The sequence below is a fragment of the Streptomyces sp. HUAS MG91 genome (assembly GCF_040529335.1).
Taxonomy (GTDB): Bacteria; Actinomycetota; Actinomycetes; order Streptomycetales; family Streptomycetaceae; genus Streptomyces; species Streptomyces tabacisoli.
Genome location: NZ_CP159534.1, coordinates 3,127,684 through 3,152,961, shown reverse-complemented (window position 1 = coordinate 3,152,961; position 25,278 = coordinate 3,127,684). Strand labels below are relative to the sequence as shown.

Below are 25,278 nucleotides of genomic sequence, written 5' to 3'. Positions count from 1 at the left end.
CTGGACGCTCCGGTGACCGGCCGGTAACGTTGTTCTGAGCAAGCGCTTAGTAGTCGTTCGCTCAGTAGTCGCAGACGCCGTAGAGGGAGAGTTTTCCGTGCGCCGTACCGTTTTTGATGAGGACCACGAGGCGTTCCGGGAGACCCTGCGCGCCTTCGTCGAGGCCGAGGTCGTCCCCCACTACGACGAGTGGTTCCAGGAGGGCATCGTCCCGCGCGAGCTGTACACCAAGCTCGCCGACCTGGGCCTGTTCGGCATCAACGTGCCGGAGGAGTTCGGCGGCGCCGGTCTGGAGACGCACAAGTTCGAGGCCATCCAGTACGAGGAGACCGCTCGCGCGGGCGTCACCTTCGGCGGCTCGGGCGTCCACGTCCTGCTCGCGCTTCCCTACATCAAGATGCTCGGCACCGACGAGCAGAAGAAGCGCTACCTGGAGAAGTTCGTCACCGCCGAGGAGATGTGGGCCCTCGCGATGACCGAGCCGGGCACCGGCTCCGACCTCGCCGGCATGAAGACCACAGCGAAGCTCTCCGAGGACGGCACGCACTACGTCCTCAACGGCTCGAAGACGTTCATCACCGGCGGCGTGCACGCCGACCGCGTCATCGTCTGCGCCCGCACCGCCGCGCCGACCGCCGAGGACCGCCGCTTCGGCATCTCCCTCTTCGCCGTCGACACCAAGCTCGAGGGCTACTCGATCGGCCGCAAGCTGGACAAGCTGGGCCTGCGCACCTCCGACACCGCCGAGCTGGCGTTCGTCGACGTGAAGGTGCCCGTCGAGGACCTGCTGGGCGAGGAGAACAAGGGCTTCTACTACCTCGGCCAGAACCTCCCCTCGGAGCGCTGGGGCATCGCCTACGGCGCGTACGCGCAGGCCAAGGCCGCCGTCGCGTTCGCCAAGCAGTACGTCCAGGACCGCACCGTCTTCGGCAAGCCGGTCGCGTCCTTCCAGAACACCAAGTTCGAGCTGGCCGCCTGCCAGGCCGAGGTGGACGCCGCCGAGGCCGTCGCCGACCGCGCCCTGGAGGCCCTCGACGCCGGTGAGCTGACGGCCGCCGAGGCCGCGTCGGCCAAGCTGTTCAACACCGAGGTCGCGCACCGCGTCATCGACCGCTGCCTCCAGCTGCACGGCGGCTACGGGTTCATGAACGAGTACCCGATCGCCCGCCTGTACGCGGACAACCGCGTCAACCGCATCTACGGCGGCACCAGCGAGGTCATGAAGATGATCATCGCGAAGAACATGGGCCTGTAACCCGCGGGACCCGGACGTCACATACAACTGAGCGCATGAACAAGGCACTTCAGTCCCTCCTCGATCTGCTCGACCTGGAGCGGATCGAGGAGGACATCTTCCGGGGCCAGTCCCGGTCCGCCGTCGTCCCCCGGGTCTTCGGCGGACAGGTGGCGGCCCAGGCGCTGGTCGCGGCCGGGCGCACCGTCCCGGCCGACCGGCACGCCCACTCCCTGCACGCGTACTTCCTCGTCGCGGGGGACCCGGGCGCGCCCATCGTCTACACCGTCGACCGGATCAGGGACGGCCGCTCCTTCACCACCCGCCGGGTCGTCGCGATCCAGCACGGGCAGCCGATCTTCCACCTCTCCGCGTCCTTCCAGACGTACGAGGACGGCCTGGAGCACCAGGCCGACATGCCGCCCGCGCCCGACCCCGCGTCGCTGCCGACGGCCGCCGAGATGCTGCCGCGCTACGCCGACGTCCTCGGTGCCGACCGCGTCCGGCGGATGCTCGAAGCGCGCGAGGCCGTCGACCTGCGGTACGCGGACGCGCCGCCGTTCGCCTTCGTCGGCGAGCCGCAGCAGCCGCGCTCGCAAGTCTGGTTCCGCACCGACGGCAAGCTCGCGGACGACCCGCTGCTCCACGTCTGCCTCGCCACCTACGTCTCCGACATGACCCTCCTCGACTCCGTGCTCCTCGCGCACGGGCGCGGCGGCTGGGCCGTCGGCGACGTCGTCGGGGCCTCCCTCGACCACGCCATGTGGTTTCACCGGCCCTTCCGCGCCGACGAATGGCTCCTCTACGACCAGCAGTCGCCGTCCGCCTCCGGCGGCCGGGGCCTCGGCCAGGCCCGTATCTACACCCAGGACGGCCGGCTGGCGATCACCGTGATCCAGGAAGGCGTGGTTCGCGTTCCGCGCTGATCGGACATAAGGTCCCGTACGTGGATGTACGGGACAGCGGCCATGCGGTGACGGACGGTTTCGACGACGCGGAGCAGGGCGGTGGGGAGAGCGTCTTCACGGTGCTCGTCGCCGCGGCGGCCAACCTCGGCATCGCGCTCGCCAAGGTCGTCGCCGGGCTCATCAGCGGCTCCAGCGCGATGCTGTCGGAGGCCGCGCACTCGTTCGCGGACACCGTCACCGAGCTGATGCTGCTCACGGCCCTCAAGCGCGGCGCGAAGCCCGCCGACGAGGACCATCCGCTGGGCCACGGCGGCGAACGGTACGTGTGGGCGCTGCTCGCCGCCGTCGCCACCTTCGTCGGCGGCGCCGTCTTCTCCCTCTACGACGGCATCCACACGCTGATCGCGGGGGAGGACCTGGGCGACCCGCTGGTCTCCTACATCGTGCTCGCCGTCGCCTTCCTGCTGGAGGGCTTCTCGCTGCGCACCGCCGTCAAGCAGGCGCGGGGGGAGGCCGCCCGGTACAAGGCGCCCGTCGGTACGTATCTGAAGCACACGCCCGACACCGCCGTGAAGGCCGTCGTCATGGAGGACAGCGCCGCCCTCGCCGGTCTGCTGCTGGCCGCCGGCGGGCTGCTCGGCGGGCAGCTGACCGGGTCCGGGGTGTGGGACGGGGTCGCTTCGCTGTGCATCGGGGCGCTGCTGCTGTGGGTGGCGTGGGTGCTGGGGCGGTCGAATGCGGCGTTGCTGGTGGGGCGGCCGTTGCCGCGGTCCGTGCGTGCCGAGATCCGGACCCTGCTGCTCGGCATCGAGCACGTCGAGAGTGTGCTGGAGCTGACGACGCTGGTGCAGGGGCCTCGGGAGGCGCTGGTCGCGGCCAAGGTCGATTTCCGGGACGCGTCCACCGCCGCGCAGATCGAGTGGGCCTGTGAAGATGCCGCTCGGCGGTTGCAGGAGCGGTTTCCTGCGGTGCGGCGGGTGTACCTGGATCCGACGCCCGGGTTCGCCCAGCGCCGGGAGGCGGGGCTGGAGCCCTGGTAGGCGCCGTTGCCGGGTGCGGCTCTCGTCGTGGCCGGTCGCGCAGTTCCCCGCGCCCCTGAAGCATGCGCTGCGCGCAGCTTCCCCTGAAGGCCGCAGGCCTTTCAGGGGCGCGGGGAACTGCGCGAGAAGCGGCCACCGGGCCGCGGGTTGCGACGAGAGCTCGTGGGGCAGACGGCGGATCAGTCGAGAAGGCCTGCCGACGCCAGGAGGTAGGCCGTCATCGGGTCGTAGTGGCGGGGGCTCGTGACATGGTCGTCCAAGGGGACCGTCACCTGCATCGTGCCCTCGGCCTCGCCGACGAACAGCGCGGGGTCGTTGCAGTCCGCGTACCCGACGGAGTCGACTCCGCGCTGGGCCGCGCACCCCGCCCAGCCGTGGTCGGCGACGACCAGATCGGGCAGCGGCCGGCCCTCGCGCTCCAGGCCGTCCAGGATGCGCGTCATCGGGTCCGGGGAGTGCGTGTGCCACAGCGTCGCCCCGCGCTCCAGCATCGCCACGTCCGCGAACTGGAAGACCATGCCCTCCTCGGTGGCCAGCCCCTCGGGGATCACCACGATCTCGCAGCCGGCCGCGCGCAGAGCGGCAGCCGTCGCCCGGTGCACGTCGAGCAGCCCGCCCGGATGCCCCGTCGCGAACAGCACGCGCTGGCGGTCCTCGGCCGCCTTGCGCAGCCGGGCCGCCATCCGCTCCAGGGCGTCGACCGTCAGCTCCGGGTCGATGGTGTCCTGGCCGTAACGGTGCTCGGCGTCGTCCACGACACCGCAGCGCTCGGCCATCACCGACAGCACGTCCTGCTCGTCGGTCCAGCGGTCGCCGAGTTCCAGGCCCAGCCAGAAGTGCCGGTCGCCGTTCGCGAGCTTGCGGTAGTGGGAGAGGTTGTTCTCGCGGGGCGTGGCCACGTCGCCCGCGATGCGGGTGCGGACGAGGTGGTCGATCAGGGCGGCGCGGGTCGGACTGTCGCTGGGAATCCCGGGTATCGGCATGGCTCCCATTGTGCCGGGGGCCGCCGGGAGGTGCCGATCGGTTCCGCGGAGTGGGACCAGGGCCACTGCCGCTCCGGTCCTCGATATTCCGGTGCTCGCCGCCCGGTTTTCTCCGTACGCTCCCTCGTATGACCTCATCGGACCCGCGTCCCGCCGCACCCGGCCCGCTCACCGTCGGCGCCGTCTGTTTCACGGTGCTCGCCTGGGCCTCCGCCTTCGTCTCCATCCGCAGCGCGGGAGCCGCCTACTCGCCGGGAGCGCTGGCCCTCGGGCGGCTGCTCGCCGGGTCGGTGGTGCTGGTCGCGCTGGTGCTGATCCGCCGCGAAGGGTTGCCGCCGCGCGGCGCCTGGCGCGGGATCCTGATCTCGGGCGTCGTCTGGTTCGGCGGGTACATGGTGGCGCTGAACTGGGGCGAACGGCTCGTGGACGCCGGAACCGCCGCGCTCCTGGTGAACGTGGGCCCGATCCTGATGGCGCTGCTCGCCGCCCGGCTGCTCGGCGAGGGACTGCCGCCGCGGCTGCTCGCCGGGATGCTGGTGTCCTTCGCGGGGGCCGTCGTCGTCGGACTGTCGATGTCGTCGGGCTCCGGGGACGTCGGGGGCAGCACGGGTGAGCTGGTCGGCGGTGTCGTGCTGTGCCTGCTGGCCGCCGTGGCGTACGCGGTCGGTGTCGTCTCCCAGAAGCCCGCCCTGTCGTACGGCTCCCCGCTCCAGGTCACCGCGTTCGCCTGCCTGATCGGTACGGCCGTCTGCCTGCCGTTCTCCGGACAGCTCGTCTCGGAGGCGTCCCGGGCGCCGGTGTCCGCGACGCTCAACATGGTCTACCTCGGCGTCGTGCCCACCGCGCTGGCCTTCACCACCTGGACGTACGCCCTGGCCCGCACGCCCGCCGGGAAGATGGGCGCGACGACGTACGCCGTGCCCGCCATCGTGGTCCTGCTGAGCTGGCTGTTCCTGGACGAGGTGCCCGGCTGGCTGACCCTGCTCGGCGGCGCGCTCTGCCTGGCCGGCGTCGCGGTCTCCCGGTCGCGGGCGCGGGCGCGCGCCGCCGTCCGGGAACCGGAGATCGTCCCCGGCCCCGAGCGGCAGGAGAGCGCCGACTGCTGACCCGCGGTCCCGTACGCCGTGTCCAGGTGCGTGATCGGCATTTGGCCGGATGGGCGGAGACGGGCCCCGGGGGCGCGGGTTAGGGTCCAGCCGTCACCAGGCGTGCGCCCGCGCGCCCCCGTACGGCGAAAGGGAAGGCTCCGCGATGAACGACTCCACGGAGCGGGACGGCCGGCCGATGACCACCGTGGCCTGCGCCCAGCTCGCCCTCGGGGTCGGCGACGTCGCCGAGAACCTGGCCGCCGCCGAGGAGGCGATCGAGGCCGCCGCCCGCGCCGGTGCCCGGGTCGTCGTCCTGCCCGAACTCGCCAACAGCGGCTATGTCTTCGACTCCGTCGCCGAGGCACGCGCCCTCGCCGAACCGCTGGACGGGCCGACCGTCACCGCCTGGTCGGCGGCCGCCCGGCGCCACGGCGTCACGCTGGTCGCGGGGCTCGCCGAGCTCGACACCGACGACCGCGTCCGCAACTCGGCCGTCGTCATCGACCCGGCCGGCGAGCTGCGCGCCGTCTACCGCAAGGCGCACCTCTTCGGCACCGAGAAGGACTTCTTCGTCCCCGGTGACGAGGCGCCGCCGACCGTCGACATCGACGGGGTCGGGCGGATCGGTGTCATGGTCTGCTACGACCTGGAGTTCCCCGAGTGGGTGCGGCGGGCGGCTCTCGCCGGGACCGAGCTGCTGTGCGCGCCCGTGAACTGGCCGCTCTTTCCCCGGCCCGAGGGGGAGCGGCCCGCCGAGGTGACCAAGGCGCAGGCGGCTGCCGCCGGGAACCGGATGTACGTTGCCGTGGCCGATCGGGCCGGGGACGAGCGCGGGGTCGTCTGGACCGGGGGCTCGGTGATCGTCGACCCCGATGGGTTCCCCGTCGCCGGGCGGGTGCCGACGGCGGGGTCGGCGTTGCTGCTCGCCTCCTGTGATCTCGGAGCGGCCCGCGACAAGTCCCTGGGCGCCCACAACGACGTCTTCGCCGACCGCCGCCCCGAGCTGTACTGAGACCAGCCCCCGCCGGAGCCGCAGGTGGGAGGGAGACGCGGGGTCACGGGAGGTCCCGTAGGGCGAACCACAGTTCCATGCGGATGTCCGGGTCGTCCAGGTCCGCCGAAATCAGCACCCCGCACTTGGCAACCCGCTGCCGCACAGTGTTCCGGTGCACCCCGAGCGCGTTCGCCGTGCGGTCCCAGCTGCCGTGCAGGGAGAGCCAGGTGCGCAGGGTCCGCCGGAGCTCCGGATGGTCGGCCAGCGCGGTCACGACCGGCGCCGGGGTGTCGGCCCGGTGCCGGACCAGCGGGATGCGCAGCGCGCGGGCGCGGGCCAGCGCATGGGCCGCCTGCACGGACGCGGAGCGCAGCTCACCGGGCCCGGCCGGCGCGGAGACGCCCAGCGTCCAGCCGTCGTGCGCGACGACGTCCTGGCCGGCCGGAACGAGCGCGCGGACCAGAGAGGCGGTGGCGTCGACCAGCGGAGTGCCGAGCGGCGGCACCGGCCGGGTGCCCTGCGACTGCGCGTGCACCACCCGCCAGCCGCCCGGGGCATCGAGCAGCCCGTCCGCGTCCCCGGGACCGTCGCCGAGCAGCAGCCGGACCAGCGCCGCGGAGCGCCGTACGTCACCGGTCGACTGGTGTTCGCCCTGCAACAGCGAGAGCAGCACGACCGCGACCCCCGCGATGGTGTGGTCGCCGGGCGCCCGCGTCCCGGTGGCGAGGCCGAGCGCCCGGTCGCCGGAGCCGCCGAGCGCGTACGCCGACAGCTGCACGCCGGCCACCTCGTCCGAGGCGGACGCGGGCGTCGGGAAGAGCCGGGTCGTCGCGGGCAGCACCACCCGCACCAGATCGGCGAGGGCCGCCTCCGCCGCCTCGGACGGCGGGGTCCCGGCGCGCTGCGGCTCGGTGCCATCGGGGCCGAGCAGAACCGCGAACCCGCCCGTGCGCTGGGCGAGTTGGCGCAGGACGGCGGGGACCGGATCGGGCCGGGCGGCCGCGGTGGCGAGACCCTGCTGCGCCTCGGTGACCCGGCGCAGTTCGAGATGGCGCACCGCGGTCATCAGGTCCCACAGGGCGCGGCCGACCGCGCTGAACGTGGTCCGCTCCGGCACCTCCACCAGCGCCAGCCGCCGCCGCTCGCACGCCGCCACCAGACCGGACGGCACCGTGTCGTGCACCGGCGCCACGCCGAACCCCAGCGCGGCGGCGCCCGCCGCGACGATCCGCTCCACATAGCCGTCGTAGTACGCGTCGGTCCCGGTCTCGTCCGGCGCGTGCACGCCCGCCGTCAGCAGCAGCTCGCCGCCCAGCAGGTACGGGTTCGGGTCCGACAGCTCCGAGGTGTGGACCGAGTGGACCGGCACCTCCTCGGCGGGCGGCCCCGCGAGCTGCCGCAGCCCCAGCTCGGTCCGGGTCAGCAGGGCGCTCAGCGGCACGGTGGACAGCGGGGGCACGGCGCCCGGCGACGGGGAGGACATGATGTGCGTTTCCTCTGGTTCGTACGCGATGAGTAGAGGAAACGTACACTTCAGCGACGCTTTCCAGCCACCTAAGGTCGTCCCGACCGGTGAGTACGGGTACGGGCGGATGTCCCCGTGACGAGGAAGCCGGGTCCGTTTCCCCGCACGACACGCCACCGAAGTGTGTGAAGGAGGGCTGCCCCATGGCCGTCGACTACATCGTGATCGTCCTCTACCTGGCCGGCATGCTGGCCATGGGCTGGTGGGGCATGCGCCGCGCCAAGTCCAAGAGCGACTTTCTGGTCGCCGGGCGGCGCCTCGGCCCCGCCATGTACTCCGGCACGATGGCCGCCGTCGTCCTCGGCGGCGCCTCCACCATCGGCGGCGTCGGCCTCGGCTACCAGTACGGCCTGTCGGGCGCCTGGATGGTCTTCACCATCGGCCTCGGCATCCTCGCCCTGTCGCTGTTCTTCTCGGCGCGCATCGCCCGCCTGAAGGTCTACACCGTCTCGGAGATGCTCGACCTGCGCTACGGCGGCAGCGCCGGGATGATCTCCGGCATCGTGATGTGGGCGTACACGCTGATGCTGGTGGTCACCTCCACGATCGCGTACGCCACGATCTTCGACGTCCTCTTCGACGTGCCGCGCTGGCTGGCGATCGTCATCGGCGGCTCCATCGTCGTCGCCTACTCGACGCTCGGCGGCATGTGGTCCATCACCATCACCGACATGGTGCAGTTCGTCGTCAAGACGATCGGCGTGCTGCTGATCCTGCTGCCGGTGGCCGTGGTCAAGGCGGGCGGCTTCAGCGAGATGAAGGCCGCGCTGCCCACCTCGTACTTCGACCCGCTGGGCATCGGCGGCGAGACGATCTTCACGTACGTGCTGATCTACACGTTCGGCATGCTCATCGGCCAGGACATCTGGCAGCGCGTGTTCACCGCCCGCAACGACAAGGTGGCCCGCTGGGGCGGCACCGTCTCCGGCGTCTACTGCCTGCTCTACGCGATCGGCGGCGCCGTCATCGGCACCGCGGCCAAGGTCATCTACCCGAAGGGCCTGGGCCAGGCCGACGAGGCGTTCGCCCAGATCGTCAAGGACGAGCTGCCCGTCGGCATCCGCGGCCTGGTGCTCGCCGCCGCGCTCGCCGCCGTCATGTCGACGTCGTCCGGCGCCCTGATCGCCTGCGCCACCGTCGCCAACAACGACATCTGGAAGCGGCTGCGCGGCATCAAGCCGGACGCGGCGCCCGAGGGTGAGCACGACGAGGTCAAGGGCAACCGGATCTTCATCCTCGTCCTCGGCGTCGTCGCGATCATCACCTCGATCATCCTGAACAACGTCGTCGAGGCGTTGACCGTCGCCTACAACCTGCTCGTGGCCGGCCTGCTCGTGCCGATCCTCGGCGGGCTGATCTGGAAGCGCGGCACCGGCACCGGCGCCCTCGCCTCCGTCGCCGTCGGCGGCCTCTCCGTCATCGGTCTGATGATGAAGTTCGGGATCCTCGCCAACGAGCCCGTCTACTACGGCCTGTCGGCGTCCCTCGTCGTCTACGTCGTCGTCTCCCTGGCCACCCGGCCGACCGACGCCGCCGTCCTCGCCCACTGGCGCGAGCGGCTCGCCGGACGCGGTGCCCCCGAGTCCGAGCCGGCCGCCACCCCCGTGGCCGCCGCCCAGTAACCCCCCGCAGGAAAGACCGCAGGAAGAAGGCACCCGCGCATGAACCCCAACGAGACGCCCCGCGTCCAGCCCGACCCGAACGGTCCGGTCGGTCCCGTCGACTCCTCGCTCGTCCCGCGCTACGCGGGCCCGGCGACCTTCGCGCGCCTCCCGCGCCTGGACGAGGTCGACTCGGCGGACGTCGCGGTCGTGGGTGTGCCCTTCGACACCGGTGTCTCCTACCGGCCCGGTGCCCGCTTCGGCGGCAACGCCATCCGCGAGGCGTCCCGGCTCCTGCGCCCCTACAACCCGGCGCAGGACACCTCGCCGTTCGCCCTCGCGCAGGTCGTGGACGCCGGTGACGTCGCCGCGAACCCGTTCAACATCAACGAGGCCGTCGAGACGATCGAGGCCGCGGCCGACGGCATCCTCGGCTCCGGCGCCCGCATGATGACGCTCGGCGGCGACCACACCATCGCGCTGCCGCTGCTGCGCTCCGTCGCCAAGAAGCACGGCCCGGTCGCGCTGCTCCACTTCGACGCGCACCTCGACACCTGGGACACGTACTTCGGCGCCGAGTACACGCACGGCACCCCGTTCCGCCGCGCCGTCGAGGAGGGCATCCTCGACACCTCGGCCCTCTCCCACGTCGGCACCCGCGGCCCGCTCTACGGCAAGCAGGACCTCACCGACGACGAGAAGCTCGGCTTCGGCATCGTCACCTCGGCCGACGTCTACCGGCGCGGCGCCGACGAGGTCGCCGACCAGCTGCGCCAGCGCATCGGCGACCGGCCGCTGTACATCTCCATCGACATCGACTGCCTCGACCCGGCCCACGCGCCCGGCACGGGCACGCCGGAGGCGGGCGGCATGACCTCCCGCGAGCTCCTGGAGATCCTGCGCGGTCTGGCATCGTGCAACCTGGTGTCGGCGGACGTCGTCGAGGTGGCCCCCGCCTACGACCACGCCGAGATCACCGCGGTCGCCGCCTCGCACACCGCGTACGAGCTGACGACGATCATGTCCCGGCAGATTGCGGCGTCCCGCACGGCCTGACCGCAGCACCGGACCACCTCCGGCACCTTCGAGGAGAGAGCCCCGCGATGACCCACGACCACGATCTCGTCCTGCGGCCCACCCCGGCCCAGACCGAAGCGGCCCTCAACCCGCCGCCCGGGCGGACCGGCGGCGATCTGGTCGTGGAGACCCTCGCGGGGCTCGGCGCGTCCACCGTGTTCGGGCTGCCGGGCCAGCACGCGCTGGGCCTCTTCGACGCGCTGCGCCGCTCGGACCTGCGCTATGTGGGCCTGCGCGTCGAGAACAACGCCGGGTTCGCGGCGGACGCGTACGGCCGGGTGACCGGCGAGGTCGCCCCGCTGTTCCTGTCCACCGGGCCCGGCGCGCTGACCTCCCTCTCCGCGCTCCAGGAGGCGGCCGCGGCCTCCGCGCCGGTGCTCACGATCGTCAGCCAGGTGCCGGTGGCCGGGCTGGGCGGCGGGCGGCACGGCTACCTCCACGAGCTGCGCGACCAGCAGGCCGCCTTCCGTGACGTGGTGAAGTCCGTCCACACCGTGCGCACCCAGTCGCAGATCCCGTCGGCGATCGCCGCGGCCTGGGAGTCGGCGCTGAGCGCGCCGCACGGCCCGGTCTACGTGGAGATCCCGCAGGACGTCCTGCTCGCCGAGGCCACCCTGCCCCAGGTCACGGCCGTCGACGCCGGCCCGCACGAACTCGTACCGCGCCCCGAGCTGACCGCCGTCGCCGCCGACCTGCTCGCGAAGGCCGAGCGGCCGGTGATCATCGCGGGCGGCGGAGTGGTCCGCGCCGACGCCGCGGGCAAGCTGCGCGCGCTGGCGGAGAAGGTGAACGCCCCGGTGGTGTGCACCTTCGGCGGCAAGGGCGCCTTCCCCTGGGAGCACCCGCTCTCGCTCCAGTCCTGGATGGAGGACCGGCACGTCACCGACTTCCTGGAGGACGCGGACGTCCTGCTGGTCGTCGGCTCGGGCCTCGGCGAACTCTCCTCGAACTACCACACGTTCGCCCCGCGCGGCCGGGTGATCCAGATCGAGGCCGACGCGGGCAAGCTGGAGTCCAACCACCCGGCGCTCGGCATCCACGCGGACGCCCGCCTCGCGTTGCAGGCGCTCGTCGAGACGGTCGGGGAGCGCCCCGACGAGAAGGCCCCGGCGCGCGTCGCCGAGGTCCTGAACGCCGTACGGGAACGCATCGCGTCACAGGAACTCACCCTGGAACAGGACGTGCTGGCGTCCGTCCGCGCCGCGCTGCCGCCGAAGTCCCCGTCCTTCTGGGACATGACGATCCTCGCCTACTGGGCCTGGTCGGCCTGGCCAGGACCGCTGCACTCGGCGCAGGGCGCGGGCGGCCTCGGCTACGGCTTCCCGGCCGCGCTCGGCGCCGCGGTGGCCGACCCGACCACGCCGGTCCTCGCGGTCTCCGGCGACGGCGGCGCCCTGTACTCGATCGCCGAACTCGCCACGGCGAAGCAGGAGTCGCTGAACGTCACCTGGCTGATCGTCGACGACGGCGGCTACGGCATCCTGCGCGAGTACATGAACGACACCTTCGGCCAGGCCACCGCGACCGAGCTGACCCGCCCCGACTACGTGGCCCTCGCGGAGTCCTTCGGCGTGCCGGCCGTGCGCACGTCACCGGAGAAGCTCCGCGAGGACCTGGTCGCCGCCCTGGCCGCGCCCGGTCCGAGCGTGGTCGTGCTGCCGGCGCTGCTGAGGATGTTCGCGCCGACGCACCTGGGCTGACGGACGGACCGCCGGGCGCCTACCAGATCGCGTCGACCCACTCCGGGTGGTCGATGAACGGGTTCCGGTTGTGCTGGTAGGTGTCGTAGATGACCTGGTTGCGCTTCTCCTCGAAGGCGCTCGGCGGGTCCTCGTCGCTCCACTGCTTGAGGACGGAGAGCTTGCCCATGAAGGCGGCGCTGCCGTTGTTGACCTTCTCGTTCGGCTCCAGGTCGGCGAAGCCGTCGCCGCCGTCGTAGCGCACGGCCATGTAGAGGATCATGCGGGCCACGTCGCCCTTGTCCGCGTCGCGCGGCTCGAAGGAGTCGGAGTCGGTGAGGCTGCCGCCGCCGCCCGAGACGGCGCTGCCGCCGTTGTCGAAGTCCTTGTTGCCGCGGACGCTGTTGACCTGGACGTCGGCGGGGCGCAGGTGGTGCAGGTCCGTGCCGGGGCCCGTCACCTCGCCGAAGTCGCCGTGGGACTTGGCCCAGGTGTGCTCGCGGTTCCAGTCGCCGGTGGCCCCGCCGTTGAGGGACTTGGCCCGCGAGACACCGCTGTACAGCAGGATCACGTTGTTGCTGTTGTTCGGATCCTGGTCGGTGACCTTGAGCGCGTCCCAGACCGCGGAGTACGAGATCTTGCTCTGGCTGCTGATGATCGTGTGCAGCGAGGACTTGAGGCTCGCGCCGGTCTTGCCGATCGCGTTCTTGTAGTACGTCGCGTCGTAGTCGGTGGTGGTGGCGGAGGTGGGGCCCGCCGTGACCAGGGGGAGGGCGACGGCCGTCATCAGGGCGGCGGCGGTGAGGGCGGCGGTGCGTATGGGGATTCCGGGCATGAGGGGTGTCCGTCCGTTCTACGCGGGTTGACTGGAGGGCAACCCGCGTAGAGTGACATGGACACGTAGTGTTTGGGTGAACGTTTCGGGTCGATCGTGTGACACAACTGCGACCCCTGACGAAGTGTCAGGGGTCGCGTGGTGTCGGTCAGTTCACGTCCGACGGGTCGAGGCGGTAGAGGGACGAGGACTCGGACGAGGACGACGAGTTCTTGCTGTACGCGCTCGCCTTCACCGCCGTGCCGTGCTTCTTCACCCACGCGGTGACCGCGGAGCTGACGTCGTTGCCGCCGCCCATTCCGCCGCCCATGCCGCTCCCGCCGACCTGGATGTAGTGCAACCGGCCGCTCTTCACCAGCTCCTTGAGCTTGGCGACGGTCATGCCCTTGTCGGAGCCCGTGAAGCCGTACATGGAGATGACGGGCTTCTTGGTGCTGAGGATGATCTGCGCGGCGGACTGTGAATTGGACACCGCCAGCAGCCACTCGGCGCCGTCCCGGTGCTTCTCCAGGTACGCGATCAGGTCGCTGTCGACCGAGCCGCCCATACCGCCGCCCATGCCGCCACCGCCCATGCCGCCGCCGGGCGCCTCGCCGCCTCCCGGCAGCTCGCCGCCACCGTTCGGCGGGGTGGAGCCGCCCTCCTGGCCGCCTTCGCCCTGGCCCTGGCCCGGCATCCCACCGGGCTGGCTGCCCGAGCCCTGCCGCTGCCCGCCACCCGGCATCTCGCCCCCGCCGGGGAAGCCACCACGACCACCGCCGCCGCCACCTGGTCCGCCCATGCCGTCGCCCGTCGTGGGCCCGGCCGTCGGATTGGTGCCGCCCATGCCCCCGCCCGCGCCGGACGAGAACGGCTCGGCGAAGGAGTACGCCGCCGGGCCCGCCACGGAGGCGACGACGGCGGCCGCCACCGCCGCGGCGAACAGCCGGAGCCGCCGCCCCGACGCCGTACGGAACACGAGCAGGCCCGCGATCGCGAGCGCCATGACGAGGGCGATCAGCGGCCACAGCCACCCGTTCCAGCCGGAGGCCCGCCGCAGCAGCACCACCGCCCAGATCCCGGTGACACCGAGCGCGACCGGCAGCACCCACGCCCACCGCTTGTCGGTGCGGAAGGCGCGCAGCAGCATCACGCCGCCGCCTCCGCACAGCGCCGCGATACCGGGGGCGACCGCGGTCGTGTAGTACGGGTGCATGGTGCCCTCGGCCGTCGCGAACGTGACGTAGTGCAGCACCAGCCAGCCGCCCCACAGCACCAGCGCGGCGCGCGTGAGGTCGGTGCGCGGGGCGCGCCCGCGCAGCACCAGGCCGCCGACGAGGGCGATCGCCGCGAACGGGATCAGCCAGGAGATCTGCCCGCCGAGCGTGTCGTTGAAGAGGCGGCCGAGGCCCGCGGCCCCGGAGAAGCCGCCGCCTCCGCCCCCGTCGCCCCCGCCGTTGCCCTCGCCGCCGAGGACCCGGCCCAGGCCGTTGTAGCCCATGATCAGGTCCCAGGCGGAACCGTCCGTGGAGCCGCCGATGTAGGGGCGGTCGTCGGCCGGTACGAGGGAGACGGCCGTCGCCCACCAGAAACTGGAGACCGCGAGCACCACGGCGGCCAGCACCAGATTGCGGATCTTCCTCGCCCAGCCGAGCCCGGACGCGTACAGGTACACGGCGAGGACGGCGGGCAGCGCGATGTAGCCCTGGAGCATCTTGGTGTTGAAGGCCAGGCCGAAGCAGACGGCCGAGCCGAGCAGCGGCAGGAGCCGGCCGTCGCGGGTGGCGCGCAGCGCGAGGGCCGCGCCGCCCACCATCAGCAGCAGCAGGATCGTGTCCGGGTTGTTGTCCCGGTCGATGGCCACCGTGATCGGGGTCAGGGCCAGGACCAGCGCGGCGAGCGCGGCGGCCGCGTGGCCCCACACCCGCTTCACGGACGAGTGCAGGATCCAGATCGTGCCGAGCGCGGCGCCGATCTGCGGCAGCATCATCTGCCAGGTGCCGAAGCCGAGGATCCGGCAGGACAGGCCCATCACCATCAGCGCGAAGGGCGGCTTGTCCACGGTCAGGAAGTTGCCCGCGTCGATGGAGCCGAAGAACCAGGCCTTCCAGCTCTGGGTGCCGCTGTAGACGGCGGCGCTGTAGAAGCTGTTCAGGCCGCCGGACGACAGGTTCCAGGCGTACAGCACCGCGGCGAGCGCCAGGATGCCGAGCAGCGCGGGCAGCGACCAGCGCGGGGCGCGGGGCACGGTCGGCGGGGCCGCCGGTGGCGGCGGGGCGGGGGCGTGGGGGAGCGGTTCGGTCGCAGAGGTCACCAGTGAAAGGTGCACGGCGCGGGTGGGCGCGGGCTGTGCCGAGGCTGGGGGCCACCTGTGAAACCCGGGCGAACGTCCGTCGGATTGTTGCGGCGGGATGAAATCGGCGGCGTGCCGTGTTGGTCATCACGGCACAGCAGAGGGTTGGCGAGAGGCGACGGTGTGACGGCGGACGAACAGGTCGGGCGGGGCTGGGCGAAGCGGCTCGTGGGGTACGCCTGGCGCTATCCCAAGGACGTCGTGCTCGCGCTGGGGGCCTCGCTCGGCGGCATGGCCGTCATGGCGCTGGTCCCGCTGATCACGAAGGTGATCATCGACGACGTCATCGGGGACCACACCCGGTCCATGGGCCCGTGGGCGGGCGCGCTGATCGGCGCGGCCGTCGTCGTCTACGTCCTGGCCTACATCCGCCGCTACTACGGCGGCCGGCTCGCCCTCGACGTCCAGCACGACCTGCGCACCGAGATGTACGGCACGATCACCCGGCTCGACGGACGCCGCCAGGACGAGCTGTCCACCGGCCAGGTCGTCGGCCGTGCCACCAGCGACCTCCAGCTCATCCAGGGCCTGCTCTTCATGCTCCCGATGACCATCGGGAACTTCCTGCTGTTCCTCATATCCCTGGTGATCATGGCGTGGCTGTCGCTGCCGCTGACCCTGGTCGCGCTGGCCGTCGCCCCCGCCCTGTGGTTCATCGCCAAGCGCAGCCGCTCCCGGCTGCACCCCGCCACCTGGTACGCGCAGGCGCAGGCCGCCGCCGTCGCCGGGGTCGTCGACGGCGCGGTCGGCGGTGTGCGCGTCGTCAAGGGCTTCGGGCAGGAGGAGCAGGAGACCGGGAAGCTCAGGGAGGTCGGGCGGCGGCTGTTCGCCGGGCGCCTGCGCACCATCCGGCTCAACTCCAAGTTCACCCCCGCGCTCCAGGCCGTGCCCGCGCTCGGGCAGGTCGCGATGCTGGCCCTCGGCGGCTGGCTCGCGGTGCGCGGGCAGATCACGCTCGGCACCTTCGTCGCGTTCTCCTCGTACCTCTCCCAGCTCGTCGGCCCGGTGCGCATGCTCGCCGTCGTGCTGACCGTCGGACAGCAGGCCCGCGCCGGTGTGGAGCGCGTCCTCGAACTCATCGACACCGAGCCGTCCCTCACGGACGGCACCAAGGAACTGCCCGCCGACGCGCCCGCCACCGTCGAGTTCGACGACGTCGCCTTCGAGTACGCGGGCGGCGACCGGCCGGTCCTGGACGGGCTCTCCTTCGAGATCCGCGCCGGGGAGACCCTCGCCGTCGTCGGCTCCTCCGGCTCCGGCAAGTCCACCGTCTCGCTGCTGCTGCCGCGCCTGTACGACGTCACGCGCGGCGCCGTCCTCGTCGGCGGCCACGACGTGCGCGAGCTGAGCCTGGCCTCGCTGCGGGCCGCCATCGGCCTCGTACCGGAGGACTCGTTCCTCTTCTCCGACACCGTGCGCGCGAACATCGCGTACGGGGTTCCGGACGCCACCGACGAGCAGGTCGAGGCCGCCGCGCGCGCCGCGCAGGCCGACCGGTTCATCGCCGAGCTGCCCGAGGGGTACGACACCAAGGTCGGTGAGCACGGGCTGACCCTCTCCGGCGGCCAGCGCCAGCGCGTCGCGCTCGCCCGCGCCATCCTCACCGACCCGCGCCTGCTGGTCCTCGACGACGCCACGTCCGCCGTGGACGCGCGCGTCGAGCACGAGATCCACGAGGCGCTGAAGCAGGTCATGGCGGGCCGCACCACCCTGCTCATCGCGCACCGCCGCTCCACCCTGAACCTCGCGGACCGCATCGCCGTCCTCGACGGCGGCCGGCTCGCCGCCATCGGCACCCACGAGGAGCTGGAGGCCGCGTCGCCGCTCTACCGGCGGCTGCTGACCGACCCCGACGAGCTGGGCGGCGTGTCGCCCGGGCACACGCTGCCCACGGCCCCGGCCGAGGACACCTCGGTGCGCGAGGAGCTGGACGCCGAGTTCGACGCCGAGCGCGGGGTCACCCCCAGGCTGTGGACCGGTGACCGGGAGCCCAAGGACGCCGCGCTGTCCGGGATGCCCGCGACGCCCGAGCTGCTCGCGCAGGTGGACGCGCTGCCGCCCGCCACCGACACCCCCGACATCGACGAGGCACGGGCCGTCACGGCCGAGGACTCCTACGGTCTGCGGCGGCTGCTGCGTGGCTTCGGGCCGGTGCTGCTGATCAGCCTGGGCCTGGTCGCGGTCGACGCGGGCATGGGGCTGCTGCTGCCGGTCCTCATCCGGCACGGCATCGACGAGGGCGTCAGCCAACTGGCGCTCGGTGCGGTCTGGGCGGCCTCCGGGCTCGCCCTGCTCGCCGTGCTCGTGCAGTGGGCCGCGCAGATCGGCGAGACCCGGATGACCGGCCGCACCGGCGAGCGCGTCCTGTACTCGCTGCGGCTGAAGATCTTCGCCCAGCTGCAGCGGCTCGGGCTCGACTACTACGAGCGGGAGCTGACCGGCCGGATCATGACCCGGATGACGACGGACGTCGACGCCCTGTCGACATTCCTCCAGACGGGCCTGGTCACCGCGTTCGTCTCCGTCGTCACCTTCTTCGGCATCATGGCCGCCCTGCTCGTCATCGACCTCCAGCTCGCCCTCGTCGTCTTCGTGACGCTGCCGCCGCTGATCGTCGGCACGTTCTTCTTCCGCCGCTCCAGCGTCAAGGCCTACGAGCTGGCGCGCGAGCGGGTCTCCGTCGTCAACGCCGACCTCCAGGAGACCGTCGCCGGGCTGCGCATCGTGCAGGCGTTCCGGCGCGAGAAGGACGGCCGGGAGCGGTTCGCGGCGGGCAGCGACAGCTACCGGAGCGCGCGGATCCGCGGCCAGTGGCTGATCTCCGTCTACTTCCCGTTCGTGCAGCTGCTGTCGTCGGTGGCGGCCGCCGCCGTGCTGATGGTGGGCGCCCACCGGGTGGACGCGGGCACGCTGACGACCGGCGCGCTGGTCGCGTACCTGCTCTACATCGACCTGTTCTTCGCGCCCGTGCAGCAGCTCTCCCAGGTCTTCGACGGCTACCAGCAGGCCACCGTCTCGCTGGGCCGCATCCAGGAACTGCTGCGCGAGCCGACCTCCACGAAGGGCGCCGCCGAGCCGCTGGAGGTGCTGTCCCTGCGCGGCGAGATCGCCTTCGAGGACGTCGACTTCGCGTACGGAACGGACGAGACCGCCCTGACCGGGGTGCGGCTGCGGATCCCGGCCGGGCAGACCGTCGCGTTCGTCGGCGAGACCGGCGCGGGCAAGTCGACGCTGGTCAAGCTGGTCGCCCGGTTCTACGACCCGACGGGCGGCCGGGTCACCGTCGACGGCAGCGACCTGCGCGACCTCGACCTGACCTCGTACCGGCACCGGCTCGGCGTCGTCCCGCAGGAGGCGTACCTCTTCCCCGGCACGATCCGCGACGCCATCGCGTACGGGCGCCCCGAGGCGAGCGACGCCGAGGTGGAGGCGGCGGCCCGCGCGGTCGGCGCGCACGAGATGATCGCCACCCTCGACGGCGGCTACCTGCACGAGGTCGCCGAGCGCGGCCGCAACCTCTCGGCGGGCCAGCGCCAGCTGATCGCCCTGGCCCGCGCCGAGCTCGTCGACCCCGACGTCCTGCTCCTCGACGAGGCCACGGCCGCCCTCGACCTCGCCACCGAGGCGCAGGTCACCCAGGCCACCGAGCGGCTGGCCGGCCGGCGCACGACCCTCGTCGTCGCCCACCGGCTGACGACGGCGGCCCGCGCCGACCGCGTCGTGGTGATGGACCACGGGCAGGTCGTGGAGGACGGCACGCACGACGAACTGCTCGCCCTCGACGGCACGTACGCCCGGCTGTGGCGCACCTTCATCGGCGAGGGCGACGAGGCGGCGGACCCGGTCAGCGCCTCGACCTGACCGGTTCGCGCAACCGTGCGACCCCTGGAGCGCGTCCGTTCATCAGTACGCTGATGCCGATGTGACGGGAGGGATGTGTGGTGCGAAGAGACGGAGAAGCGGGCGCCGGCATACGCCGCGGGCCGCGCCGCCCGGCCGCGTTTGTGCTGGCCGCGCTGCTCGGCTCGGGTCTGCTGGTCCTCGGCGGTCCGTCCGTCGGCAGCGCGCACGCGGCCGCGCTCTGCTCCGGGCACAAGGTCCGCACCCTGTCCTTCGCCACCGGCAGGACGGTCGTCTACAAGAACGACGGCTATGTCTGCGCCGTCACCTACCCCAAGCGCGGCGGCACCCGCCAGTACATGTCGGTCGGCGTCCAGGCGCGCGGCAACCGCGTGGTCGTCGACGCGGGCCGCTACACCCATCACGCGGGTCCTGTCACCGTGCACGCGGGGCACCGTTGTGTCCGGGTGACGGGGAAGGTGGGCGCGCGGTCGGTGAGCACGGGCTGGATCCTGTGCTGAGCCCGTTGTCCTGAGCTGTTCTGCTGAGCGGACATCAAGTCCCTCTGGTGGTACGCGGATCGCTCCGATAGTTTCCGGGGCGCTGTTGTCTTCGCGTTACCAGGGGAGTGTGTATGCGCAAGGTGCTCAGATGGCTGCTGTCGCTCGTCGTGCTGATAGGCACGGTGGCCGCGGCCGGCACGACGACGGCCACCGCCGCCGCGGACGCCACCGACATCAAGGATCGGCTGCTTGCCGTGCCCGGCATGAGCCTCGTCGAGGAGAAGCCGTACGACGGCTACCGCTACTTCGTCCTGAACTTCACCCAGCCCGTCGACCACAAGCACCCGTCCAAGGGCACGTTCCAGCAGCGGATCACCGTGCTGCACAAGGACGTCAGCCGCCCGACGGTCATGTTCACCAGCGGCTACAACGTCTCCACGACCCCGTCGCGCAGCGAGCCGACGCGGATCGTCGACGGCAACCAGGTCTCCGTCGAGTACCGCTTCTTCACCCCGTCCCGCCCGCAGCCCGCCGACTGGTCCAAGCTCGACATCTGGCAGGCGGCCAGCGACCAGCACGCCATCTACCAGGCCCTCAAGCCCGTCTACGGCGCCAACTGGCTGACCACCGGCGGCTCGAAGGGCGGTATGACGGCCACGTACTACGAGCGCTTCTACCCGCGTGACATGGACGGTGTCGTCGCCTACGTCGCCCCGAACGACGTCGTGAACGACGAGGACTCGGCCTACGACCGCTTCCTCGCCAACGTCGGCCCGAAGGACTGCCGCGTCGCCCTCCAGAAGGTGCAGCGCGAGACGCTGGTGCGCCGCACCGCCCTGGAGGAGAAGTACAAGGACTACCTCGCCGCCAACAACTACACCGTGAACACGGTCGGTTCGCTGGACAAGGCGTACGAGGCGACCGTCCTCGACCTCGTGTGGGGCTTCTGGCAGTACCAGCCCGAGTCCGCCTGCGCCGACGTCCCGGACGCGGCCACCGTCTCCGACCAGGCCCTCTTCGACTACGTCGACGCCGTCGGCGGCTGGTCGTCCTACGCCGACCAGGGCCTGGAGCGGTACACGCCGTACTACTACCAGGCGGGCACCCAGCTCGGCTCGCCCGACATCGCGCAGCCCTGGCTCGGCAAGCTCTCCCGCTACGGCTACCAGCCGCCGCGCAACTTCGTGCCGCGCTCCATCCCCATGAAGTTCGACCGCCGGGCCATGCCCGACGTGGACAACTGGGTGCGCCACCACGCGAACCGGATGCTGTACGTGTACGGCGACAACGACCCGTGGGGCGCCGAGCGCTTCCGCCTCGGCAAGGGCACGCGGGACTCGTACGTGCTGACCGCGCCGCACGCCAACCACGGCGCGAACGTCGCCGCGCTCACCGCCGGCGACAAGGAACTCGCCACCCAGCGGATCCTCGCGTGGGCCGGCCTGTCCGGTACGACGGCCAAGGCGCCGCACGACGCGAAGCTGGACCGGCCCGCCCCGGCCCGGGAGCTGACGCTGCGGCCGTGATCCGGCCGACGCCCTGACGGGACGGCGGCCCGCCGCCGTCCCGTCACAGCCTGACCGCGCAGCCCACCGGCGCGCCGCCGTCCAGGGTCACGTACAGCACCGTCGTCGGCGGACAACGGTCGCGCGCCGCCACCGCCGACCGCACCCGGTACTGCGGCGCGCGCTCGCCCGAACCGTCGCAGGCGGTCTCCCGGACCTGGCCCTCGCCGACCGCGTACACACAGTCGCCGACGACGGTGCGCGGCCCGCCGCCGCGGCCCGGGTCGCCGGGGTGCGGGGGCTCCAGATTGCGCATGCAGGCGTAGCCCCGGTCCACCGGGGCGCCGGCCGTCGCGGACCGGTGCTCGCTGATGTGCAGCACGAAGTCGGTGCCGCCCGGACAGGCCGGACCGCCGGAGGCCTCGCCGTCGTGCCGGGCGACGACCCGGGCGACGGCGCTCTCGCTGCGGCACGGCACCTCGCCGAACGAGGTCCGCCCCCGCGAACCGCACTCGTCCACCGCCAGGAAGACCGCCCCGTACCCGGACGTCGACGGCGACACCCGCTGCGACGGAGGCTCCGCCGCGTCCGTCGGCGCGCGCTGACAGCCGGCCAGCGCGAGTGCCAGGAGCAGCGCCGCGCACCCCACCTCGACCGATCGCGCACGCATGGCAGCCCCCCGGGTATGCCCGCCAAGCCTGACCCGCGGACGCGGGAGCACGCCAGAGATGCGGGAGGTTTTGCGCCGGTTGGTGGGTGTTCCGCCGGTAGTGCGAACGTACGTACCGTACGGACAGGGAGGGACGGACCTGTCCCTGCCCGTACGGCGGGCCGCTACGTCAGTGCGTCAGTACCGCAGCCCGTACCCGATCGGGTAGAGCACCTGAGCCGGGTCGTCGGCCCTCTGGACCGGCACCGGCAGCCTGCCGCGCGGCTTGGCGGCGCCCGTCAACACCCGGACGGCCGCGCGCAGTTCGACGTCGATCCACGAGTACGCGGCCACGTGCGCGTCGGCGGCGCCCAGCTGGGCGACGTCGTACGGATTGCGCAGGGACAGGGTGACGACCGGGACGCCGGTCGCGGCGACCGCGTTCACCAGCTTCTGCTGGGCGCTGCCCGCCGTCACGTTGTACGTGCCGATGACGACGGCGTCCTTGCCGGCGGCCGCGGCGACGGCCTGGTCGATGACGGCCTGGCTCGGTGCCGTGCCGGTCGCCAGCACCGTGGCGGAGAAGCCGCGTTCGGTGAGGGCGGCGCCGATCACGGTGGTCGGCGGGCCGTCGCTGAGCGAGGGCGAGGCCGGGTTGGCGCCGAGGACGAGGACGTTCCTGTGGGTGCGGCGGGAGAGGGGGAGCAGCTTCTCCTTGTTCACCAGGAGCGTCGTGGTGCGCTCGGCGATCCGGTCGGCGGCGGCCAGGTGCGCGGCGGTGCCGACGGTGCGGTCGACACCGCTGTGCGAGACGTAGAGCTCCTTGGCGCCCTTGAAGAGCCCCAGCTTCGCCTTCAGGCGCAGGACGCGCAGGATCGACTCGTCGAGCCGGGCCTCGGTCAGCTCGCCGCTCTTCACGGCGTTGAGCAGCGCGTTCCAGGAGACGTCCAGGGTGGGCGGGTTGAGCAGCTGGTCGACTCCGGCCTGGAGCGCGAGGACGGGGACGCGCTCGTCGCCGTACTTGGTCCGGACGCCCTCCATGCCGAGCGAGTCGGTGATGACGACGCCGTCGTAGCCGAGCTGTTCGCGCAGGATGCCGGTGAGGATCGGGCGCGAGAGCGTCGCCGGGTCCTCGGCCGGGTCCAGGGCCGGTACGACGATGTGGGCCGTCATGATCGAGTCGATGCCGGCGGCTATCGCGGCCTCGAACGACGGCCGGTCCAGCCGCTCCCACTGCTCGCGCGTGTGCGTGATGACCGGCAGGCCGGTGTGCGAGTCGGTGGCGGTGTCGCCGTGCCCGGGGAAGTGCTTGGCCGTCGAGGCGATGTTCGCCGACTGGTATCCCTTGACCTGGGCGGCGACCAGGCCGGCGACGGCGTCGGGGTCGGCGCCGAAGGAGCGGACGCCGATGACCGGGTTGGCCGGGTTGACGTTGACGTCCGCGTCGGGCGCGTAGTCCTGGACGATGCCGAGCGCGCGCAGCTCGGCGCCGGCGATCTGCCCGGCCTTGCGCGCGTCGGAGTGCGAGCCGCCCGCGCCGAGCGCCATCGCGCCGGGGAACAGGGTGGCGGGCTTGCCGACCCGGCACACGATGCCGTGCTCCTGGTCGGTGGCGATCAGCAGCGGTATGCGGGAGGGCTGTCGCTGTCCGGCCCGCTGGATGCCGTTGCTGAGGTCGGCTATCTGGTGCGGGTCGCGGACGTTGTGCGCCCACTGGAAGTAGATGATGCCGCCGAGCTTGTACTTGTCGATCAGCTCGTCGGCCGTGCGCACCCCGATCTCTTTGAGGTTCGCGTCGATGTCGGCCTGGTCCGGGGCGTCGGCCGAGTGTCCGTACACCCGCATCACGAAGAGCTGGCCGACCTTCTCCTCCAGGGTCATCCCGGAGATGATCTTCTTGAGGGCCTGGTCGGAGGGGCCTTTGGACGCCTGGGCGGGGGCGGCGCCCAGGGCTGTCGCGGCGACACCCGCGGTGGTGGCGGCGAGCAGCGTACGTCTGGAGAGGTGGTGCACTTGCGCTCCTTCCGGAGGGAGGGCGGCGGGCACTTGCACGGGACTGAAGGAAACTTCCGCGCGCTATGAATATGGGGAAAGTTTCTGCCAGTCAAGGGTGCGGGCGTGATGAGTGGGCCCGAAGGTGGGCATGAAGAGGGGCCGTCACCGGCGCTGTTGGAGGGGGGCGCGCCGGTGACGGCTTGCTGCCGGCCGCTCGTGCGGCGGAGAGGGTGGTCAGCGTTCGCAGCCAGTAGCGAGGCCGACACCGCACTGCGGAGACTCACCGGCAGCTTGCCCGTTGGACGCCGGCGCCCGCGCCCGGGTTCCCGACTTTCCGGGGTTCCGGGAAGTTGGTGCGCGGGGTGTCTTTGGGGCGCGCAGTTCCCCGCGCCCCTGAAGGCATGCGCTTCGCGCGCCTTCCCCTTGAGGCTGCGCCTCTGTCGATGAGATGGCGCACGCAGTGCGCATCTCAGGGGCGCGGGGAACTGCGCGAGAAGAGGCCACCGGCCGGCAGACGGCGAACTACTGGAGGAGGCAGGCGGAAGCCTGGTCGCGGAGGGCCTGGACGGCGGCCGTGATGGCGGGCCGCCGAGAAACCCCGGCCCGCCACAACGCGTACACCCGCCTCCGCGGCAACGGATCGAGCCCGACCACCACCACCCCCTCCGGCAACGCCCCCCCGCCCGAGACGGGGAATCACCGCCACCCCGAGACCGGCCGCGACCAGCGCCACCAGCGTCGGATTCTCATCGGCCCGATGCACGATCTCCGGCTCGAACCCGGCCCCCCGCATCGTCCGCACCAGCCAGTCGTGACACACCCGCCCCGCAGGCTGCGAAACCCACCGCTCCCCGCCCAGCTCGGCCCGCCGCACGGCCTCCCGCCCGGCCAGCGGATGCCCCACCGGCACCAGCAGATCGCACAGGTCGTCCCCGATGACCGCCTGCTCGACCCCGGCCGGGGCGGGCAGCGGCGCGATGTCCCAGTCGTGGGCGACGACGAGATCGACGGCCCCCTTCGCCACGAGGTCCACCGACAGATGCGGGTCGACCTCGGTGAGCCGGGTGTCGAGCGCGGGATGCCGCTGAGCCAGCGCCGCGAGCGCCCCGGGCAGCAGCCCCCGCGCCGCCGAGGCGAACGCGGCGATGGTCAGCCGCCCCGCCGGCACCCCGCGCCGCTCCTCGAGCTCGGTCTCGGCGCGCTCCACCACGTCCATCAACTCGGCAGCCGTACGCGCGAGTTGCCGGGCCTCGTCGGTGAGCTTCACGCCCCGGCCCTCCCGTTCGAGCAGAACGGTCCTGGTCTCCCGCTCCAGCTTCGCGATCTGCTGGGACACGGCGGACGGCGTGTAGCCGAGCGCGGCCGCGGCGGCGCCCACGGTGCCGTGCACGGAGACGGCGTGCAGCGCGCGCAGCCGCTGAAGATCCAACATCGACGAACCCCTCCCGCGCCTTCTCATTAGCGGTGCTTCATCCCACCATGCAGCAACA

General features: G+C 72.3%; 17 protein-coding genes and 1 pseudogene. 11 read left to right on the top strand and 7 right to left on the bottom strand.

Annotation, left to right across the window (positions count from 1 at the left end; genetic code table 11):
• The first annotated feature begins 97 nt into the window (after window positions 1-97).
• From ABII15_RS14360 to ABII15_RS14350, 3 genes are read left to right on the top strand one after another with little or no spacing between them, the layout of a single operon-like run.
• Window positions 98-1,255, top strand: coding sequence for an acyl-CoA dehydrogenase family protein (locus tag ABII15_RS14360; RefSeq protein WP_353942715.1), 1,158 nt, complete (start codon window positions 98-100; stop codon window positions 1,253-1,255).
• A 35-nt stretch (window positions 1,256-1,290) separates the two neighbouring features.
• A complete protein-coding gene (locus tag ABII15_RS14355) occupies window positions 1,291-2,160 on the top strand; it encodes an acyl-CoA thioesterase II (protein ID WP_111664738.1) in 870 nt (289 codons plus the stop codon).
• Between the two features lie 47 nt (window positions 2,161-2,207).
• A complete protein-coding gene (locus tag ABII15_RS14350) occupies window positions 2,208-3,182 on the top strand; it encodes a cation diffusion facilitator family transporter (RefSeq protein WP_353947057.1) in 975 nt (324 codons plus the stop codon).
• A gap of 179 nt (window positions 3,183-3,361) precedes the next feature.
• Here ABII15_RS14350 and ABII15_RS14345 read toward each other — a convergent pair whose 3' ends face one another.
• The gene (locus ABII15_RS14345) at window positions 3,362-4,165 is read right to left on the bottom strand and encodes a phosphatase (protein WP_353942714.1); all 804 of its coding nucleotides are present in this window, start codon (window positions 4,163-4,165) and stop codon (window positions 3,362-3,364) included.
• A gap of 128 nt (window positions 4,166-4,293) precedes the next feature.
• Between ABII15_RS14345 and ABII15_RS14340 the strand changes: the two genes are divergently transcribed.
• Together ABII15_RS14340 and ABII15_RS14335 are read left to right on the top strand one after the other, a co-directional pair.
• The gene (locus tag ABII15_RS14340) at window positions 4,294-5,271 is read left to right on the top strand and encodes a DMT family transporter (RefSeq protein WP_353942713.1); all 978 of its coding nucleotides are present in this window, start codon (window positions 4,294-4,296) and stop codon (window positions 5,269-5,271) included.
• A gap of 145 nt (window positions 5,272-5,416) precedes the next feature.
• Window positions 5,417-6,265, top strand: coding sequence for a nitrilase-related carbon-nitrogen hydrolase (locus tag ABII15_RS14335; protein WP_353942712.1), 849 nt, complete (start codon window positions 5,417-5,419; stop codon window positions 6,263-6,265).
• A 43-nt stretch (window positions 6,266-6,308) separates the two neighbouring features.
• Here ABII15_RS14335 and ABII15_RS14330 read toward each other — a convergent pair whose 3' ends face one another.
• The gene (locus ABII15_RS14330; RefSeq protein ID WP_353942711.1) at window positions 6,309-7,730 is read right to left on the bottom strand and encodes a PucR family transcriptional regulator ligand-binding domain-containing protein; all 1,422 of its coding nucleotides are present in this window, start codon (window positions 7,728-7,730) and stop codon (window positions 6,309-6,311) included.
• Window positions 7,731-7,915: 185 nt separating this feature from the next.
• On the opposite strand from ABII15_RS14330, the gene ABII15_RS14325 reads away from it, so the two are divergent.
• The 3 genes from ABII15_RS14325 to ABII15_RS14315 are packed head-to-tail and all read left to right on the top strand — an operon-like array spanning window position 7,916 to window position 12,150.
• A complete protein-coding gene (locus tag ABII15_RS14325; RefSeq protein WP_353942710.1) occupies window positions 7,916-9,394 on the top strand; it encodes a sodium:solute symporter in 1,479 nt (492 codons plus the stop codon).
• Between the two features lie 39 nt (window positions 9,395-9,433).
• Window positions 9,434-10,429: an agmatinase gene (speB, locus tag ABII15_RS14320; protein ID WP_353942709.1), complete on the top strand. Its 996-nt coding sequence runs from the start codon at window positions 9,434-9,436 to the stop codon at window positions 10,427-10,429.
• Between the two features lie 47 nt (window positions 10,430-10,476).
• Entirely contained in the window at window positions 10,477-12,150 is a 1,674-nt protein-coding gene (locus ABII15_RS14315) for a thiamine pyrophosphate-binding protein (RefSeq protein WP_353942708.1), read from the top strand.
• 19 nt (window positions 12,151-12,169) lie between these two features.
• Here the strand turns inward: ABII15_RS14315 and ABII15_RS14310 are convergent, their stop codons facing one another.
• Together ABII15_RS14310 and ABII15_RS14305 are read right to left on the bottom strand one after the other, a co-directional pair.
• Entirely contained in the window at window positions 12,170-12,964 is a 795-nt protein-coding gene (locus tag ABII15_RS14310) for an endonuclease (RefSeq protein ID WP_353942707.1), read from the bottom strand.
• A gap of 148 nt (window positions 12,965-13,112) precedes the next feature.
• Window positions 13,113-15,257 (bottom strand): glycosyltransferase family 39 protein, encoded by a 2,145-nt coding sequence (locus tag ABII15_RS14305; RefSeq protein WP_353942706.1) that lies wholly within the window; start codon window positions 15,255-15,257, stop codon window positions 13,113-13,115.
• Between the two features lie 162 nt (window positions 15,258-15,419).
• Here ABII15_RS14305 and ABII15_RS14300 point away from each other — a divergent pair, with 162 nt between their 5' ends.
• From ABII15_RS14300 to ABII15_RS14290, 3 genes are all read left to right on the top strand, one after another.
• On the top strand, window positions 15,420-19,157 hold the full coding sequence (locus ABII15_RS14300; RefSeq protein ID WP_353942705.1) for an ABC transporter ATP-binding protein: 3,738 nt from the start codon (window positions 15,420-15,422) through the stop codon (window positions 19,155-19,157).
• 143 nt (window positions 19,158-19,300) lie between these two features.
• Complete coding sequence (locus tag ABII15_RS14295) at window positions 19,301-19,657, top strand: hypothetical protein (RefSeq protein WP_353947056.1); 357 nt, start codon at window positions 19,301-19,303, stop codon at window positions 19,655-19,657.
• Window positions 19,658-19,770: 113 nt separating this feature from the next.
• Window positions 19,771-21,165 carry a S28 family serine protease gene (locus ABII15_RS14290; protein WP_353942704.1) on the top strand — a complete coding sequence of 465 codons (1,395 nt, stop codon included), beginning with the start codon at window positions 19,771-19,773 and terminating at the stop codon, window positions 21,163-21,165.
• A gap of 43 nt (window positions 21,166-21,208) precedes the next feature.
• On the opposite strand, the gene ABII15_RS14285 is transcribed toward ABII15_RS14290, so the two are convergent.
• The 3 genes and pseudogenes from ABII15_RS14285 to ABII15_RS14275 form a co-directional block, all read right to left on the bottom strand.
• Window positions 21,209-21,814: a hypothetical protein gene (locus ABII15_RS14285; protein WP_353942703.1), complete on the bottom strand. Its 606-nt coding sequence runs from the start codon at window positions 21,812-21,814 to the stop codon at window positions 21,209-21,211.
• 177 nt (window positions 21,815-21,991) lie between these two features.
• Window positions 21,992-23,806 carry a glycoside hydrolase family 3 protein gene (locus ABII15_RS14280; protein ID WP_353942702.1) on the bottom strand — a complete coding sequence of 605 codons (1,815 nt, stop codon included), beginning with the start codon at window positions 23,804-23,806 and terminating at the stop codon, window positions 21,992-21,994.
• Window positions 23,807-24,310: 504 nt separating this feature from the next.
• Window positions 24,311-25,220 (bottom strand): annotated as a pseudogene (locus ABII15_RS14275) (LysR family transcriptional regulator).
• Window positions 25,221-25,278: the final 58 nt, after the last annotated feature.

Excerpts from the sequence above, each read along its gene's own strand:
- ABII15_RS14285 (WP_353942703.1), bottom strand. The coding sequence starts at position 21,814 with ATGCGTGCGCGATCGGTCGAGGTGGGGTGCGCGGCGCTGCTCCTGGCA.
- ABII15_RS14315 (WP_353942708.1), top strand. The coding sequence starts at position 10,477 with ATGACCCACGACCACGATCTCGTCCTGCGGCCCACCCCGGCCCAGACC.
- ABII15_RS14335 (WP_353942712.1), top strand. The coding sequence starts at position 5,417 with ATGAACGACTCCACGGAGCGGGACGGCCGGCCGATGACCACCGTGGCC.
- ABII15_RS14310 (WP_353942707.1), bottom strand. The coding sequence starts at position 12,964 with ATGCCCGGAATCCCCATACGCACCGCCGCCCTCACCGCCGCCGCCCTG.
- ABII15_RS14340 (WP_353942713.1), top strand. The coding sequence starts at position 4,294 with ATGACCTCATCGGACCCGCGTCCCGCCGCACCCGGCCCGCTCACCGTC.
- ABII15_RS14355 (WP_111664738.1), top strand. The coding sequence starts at position 1,291 with ATGAACAAGGCACTTCAGTCCCTCCTCGATCTGCTCGACCTGGAGCGG.
- speB (WP_353942709.1), top strand. The coding sequence starts at position 9,434 with ATGAACCCCAACGAGACGCCCCGCGTCCAGCCCGACCCGAACGGTCCG.
- ABII15_RS14330 (WP_353942711.1), bottom strand. The coding sequence starts at position 7,730 with ATGTCCTCCCCGTCGCCGGGCGCCGTGCCCCCGCTGTCCACCGTGCCG.
- ABII15_RS14325 (WP_353942710.1), top strand. The coding sequence starts at position 7,916 with ATGGCCGTCGACTACATCGTGATCGTCCTCTACCTGGCCGGCATGCTG.
- ABII15_RS14290 (WP_353942704.1), top strand. The coding sequence starts at position 19,771 with ATGCGCAAGGTGCTCAGATGGCTGCTGTCGCTCGTCGTGCTGATAGGC.
- ABII15_RS14345 (WP_353942714.1), bottom strand. The coding sequence starts at position 4,165 with ATGCCGATACCCGGGATTCCCAGCGACAGTCCGACCCGCGCCGCCCTG.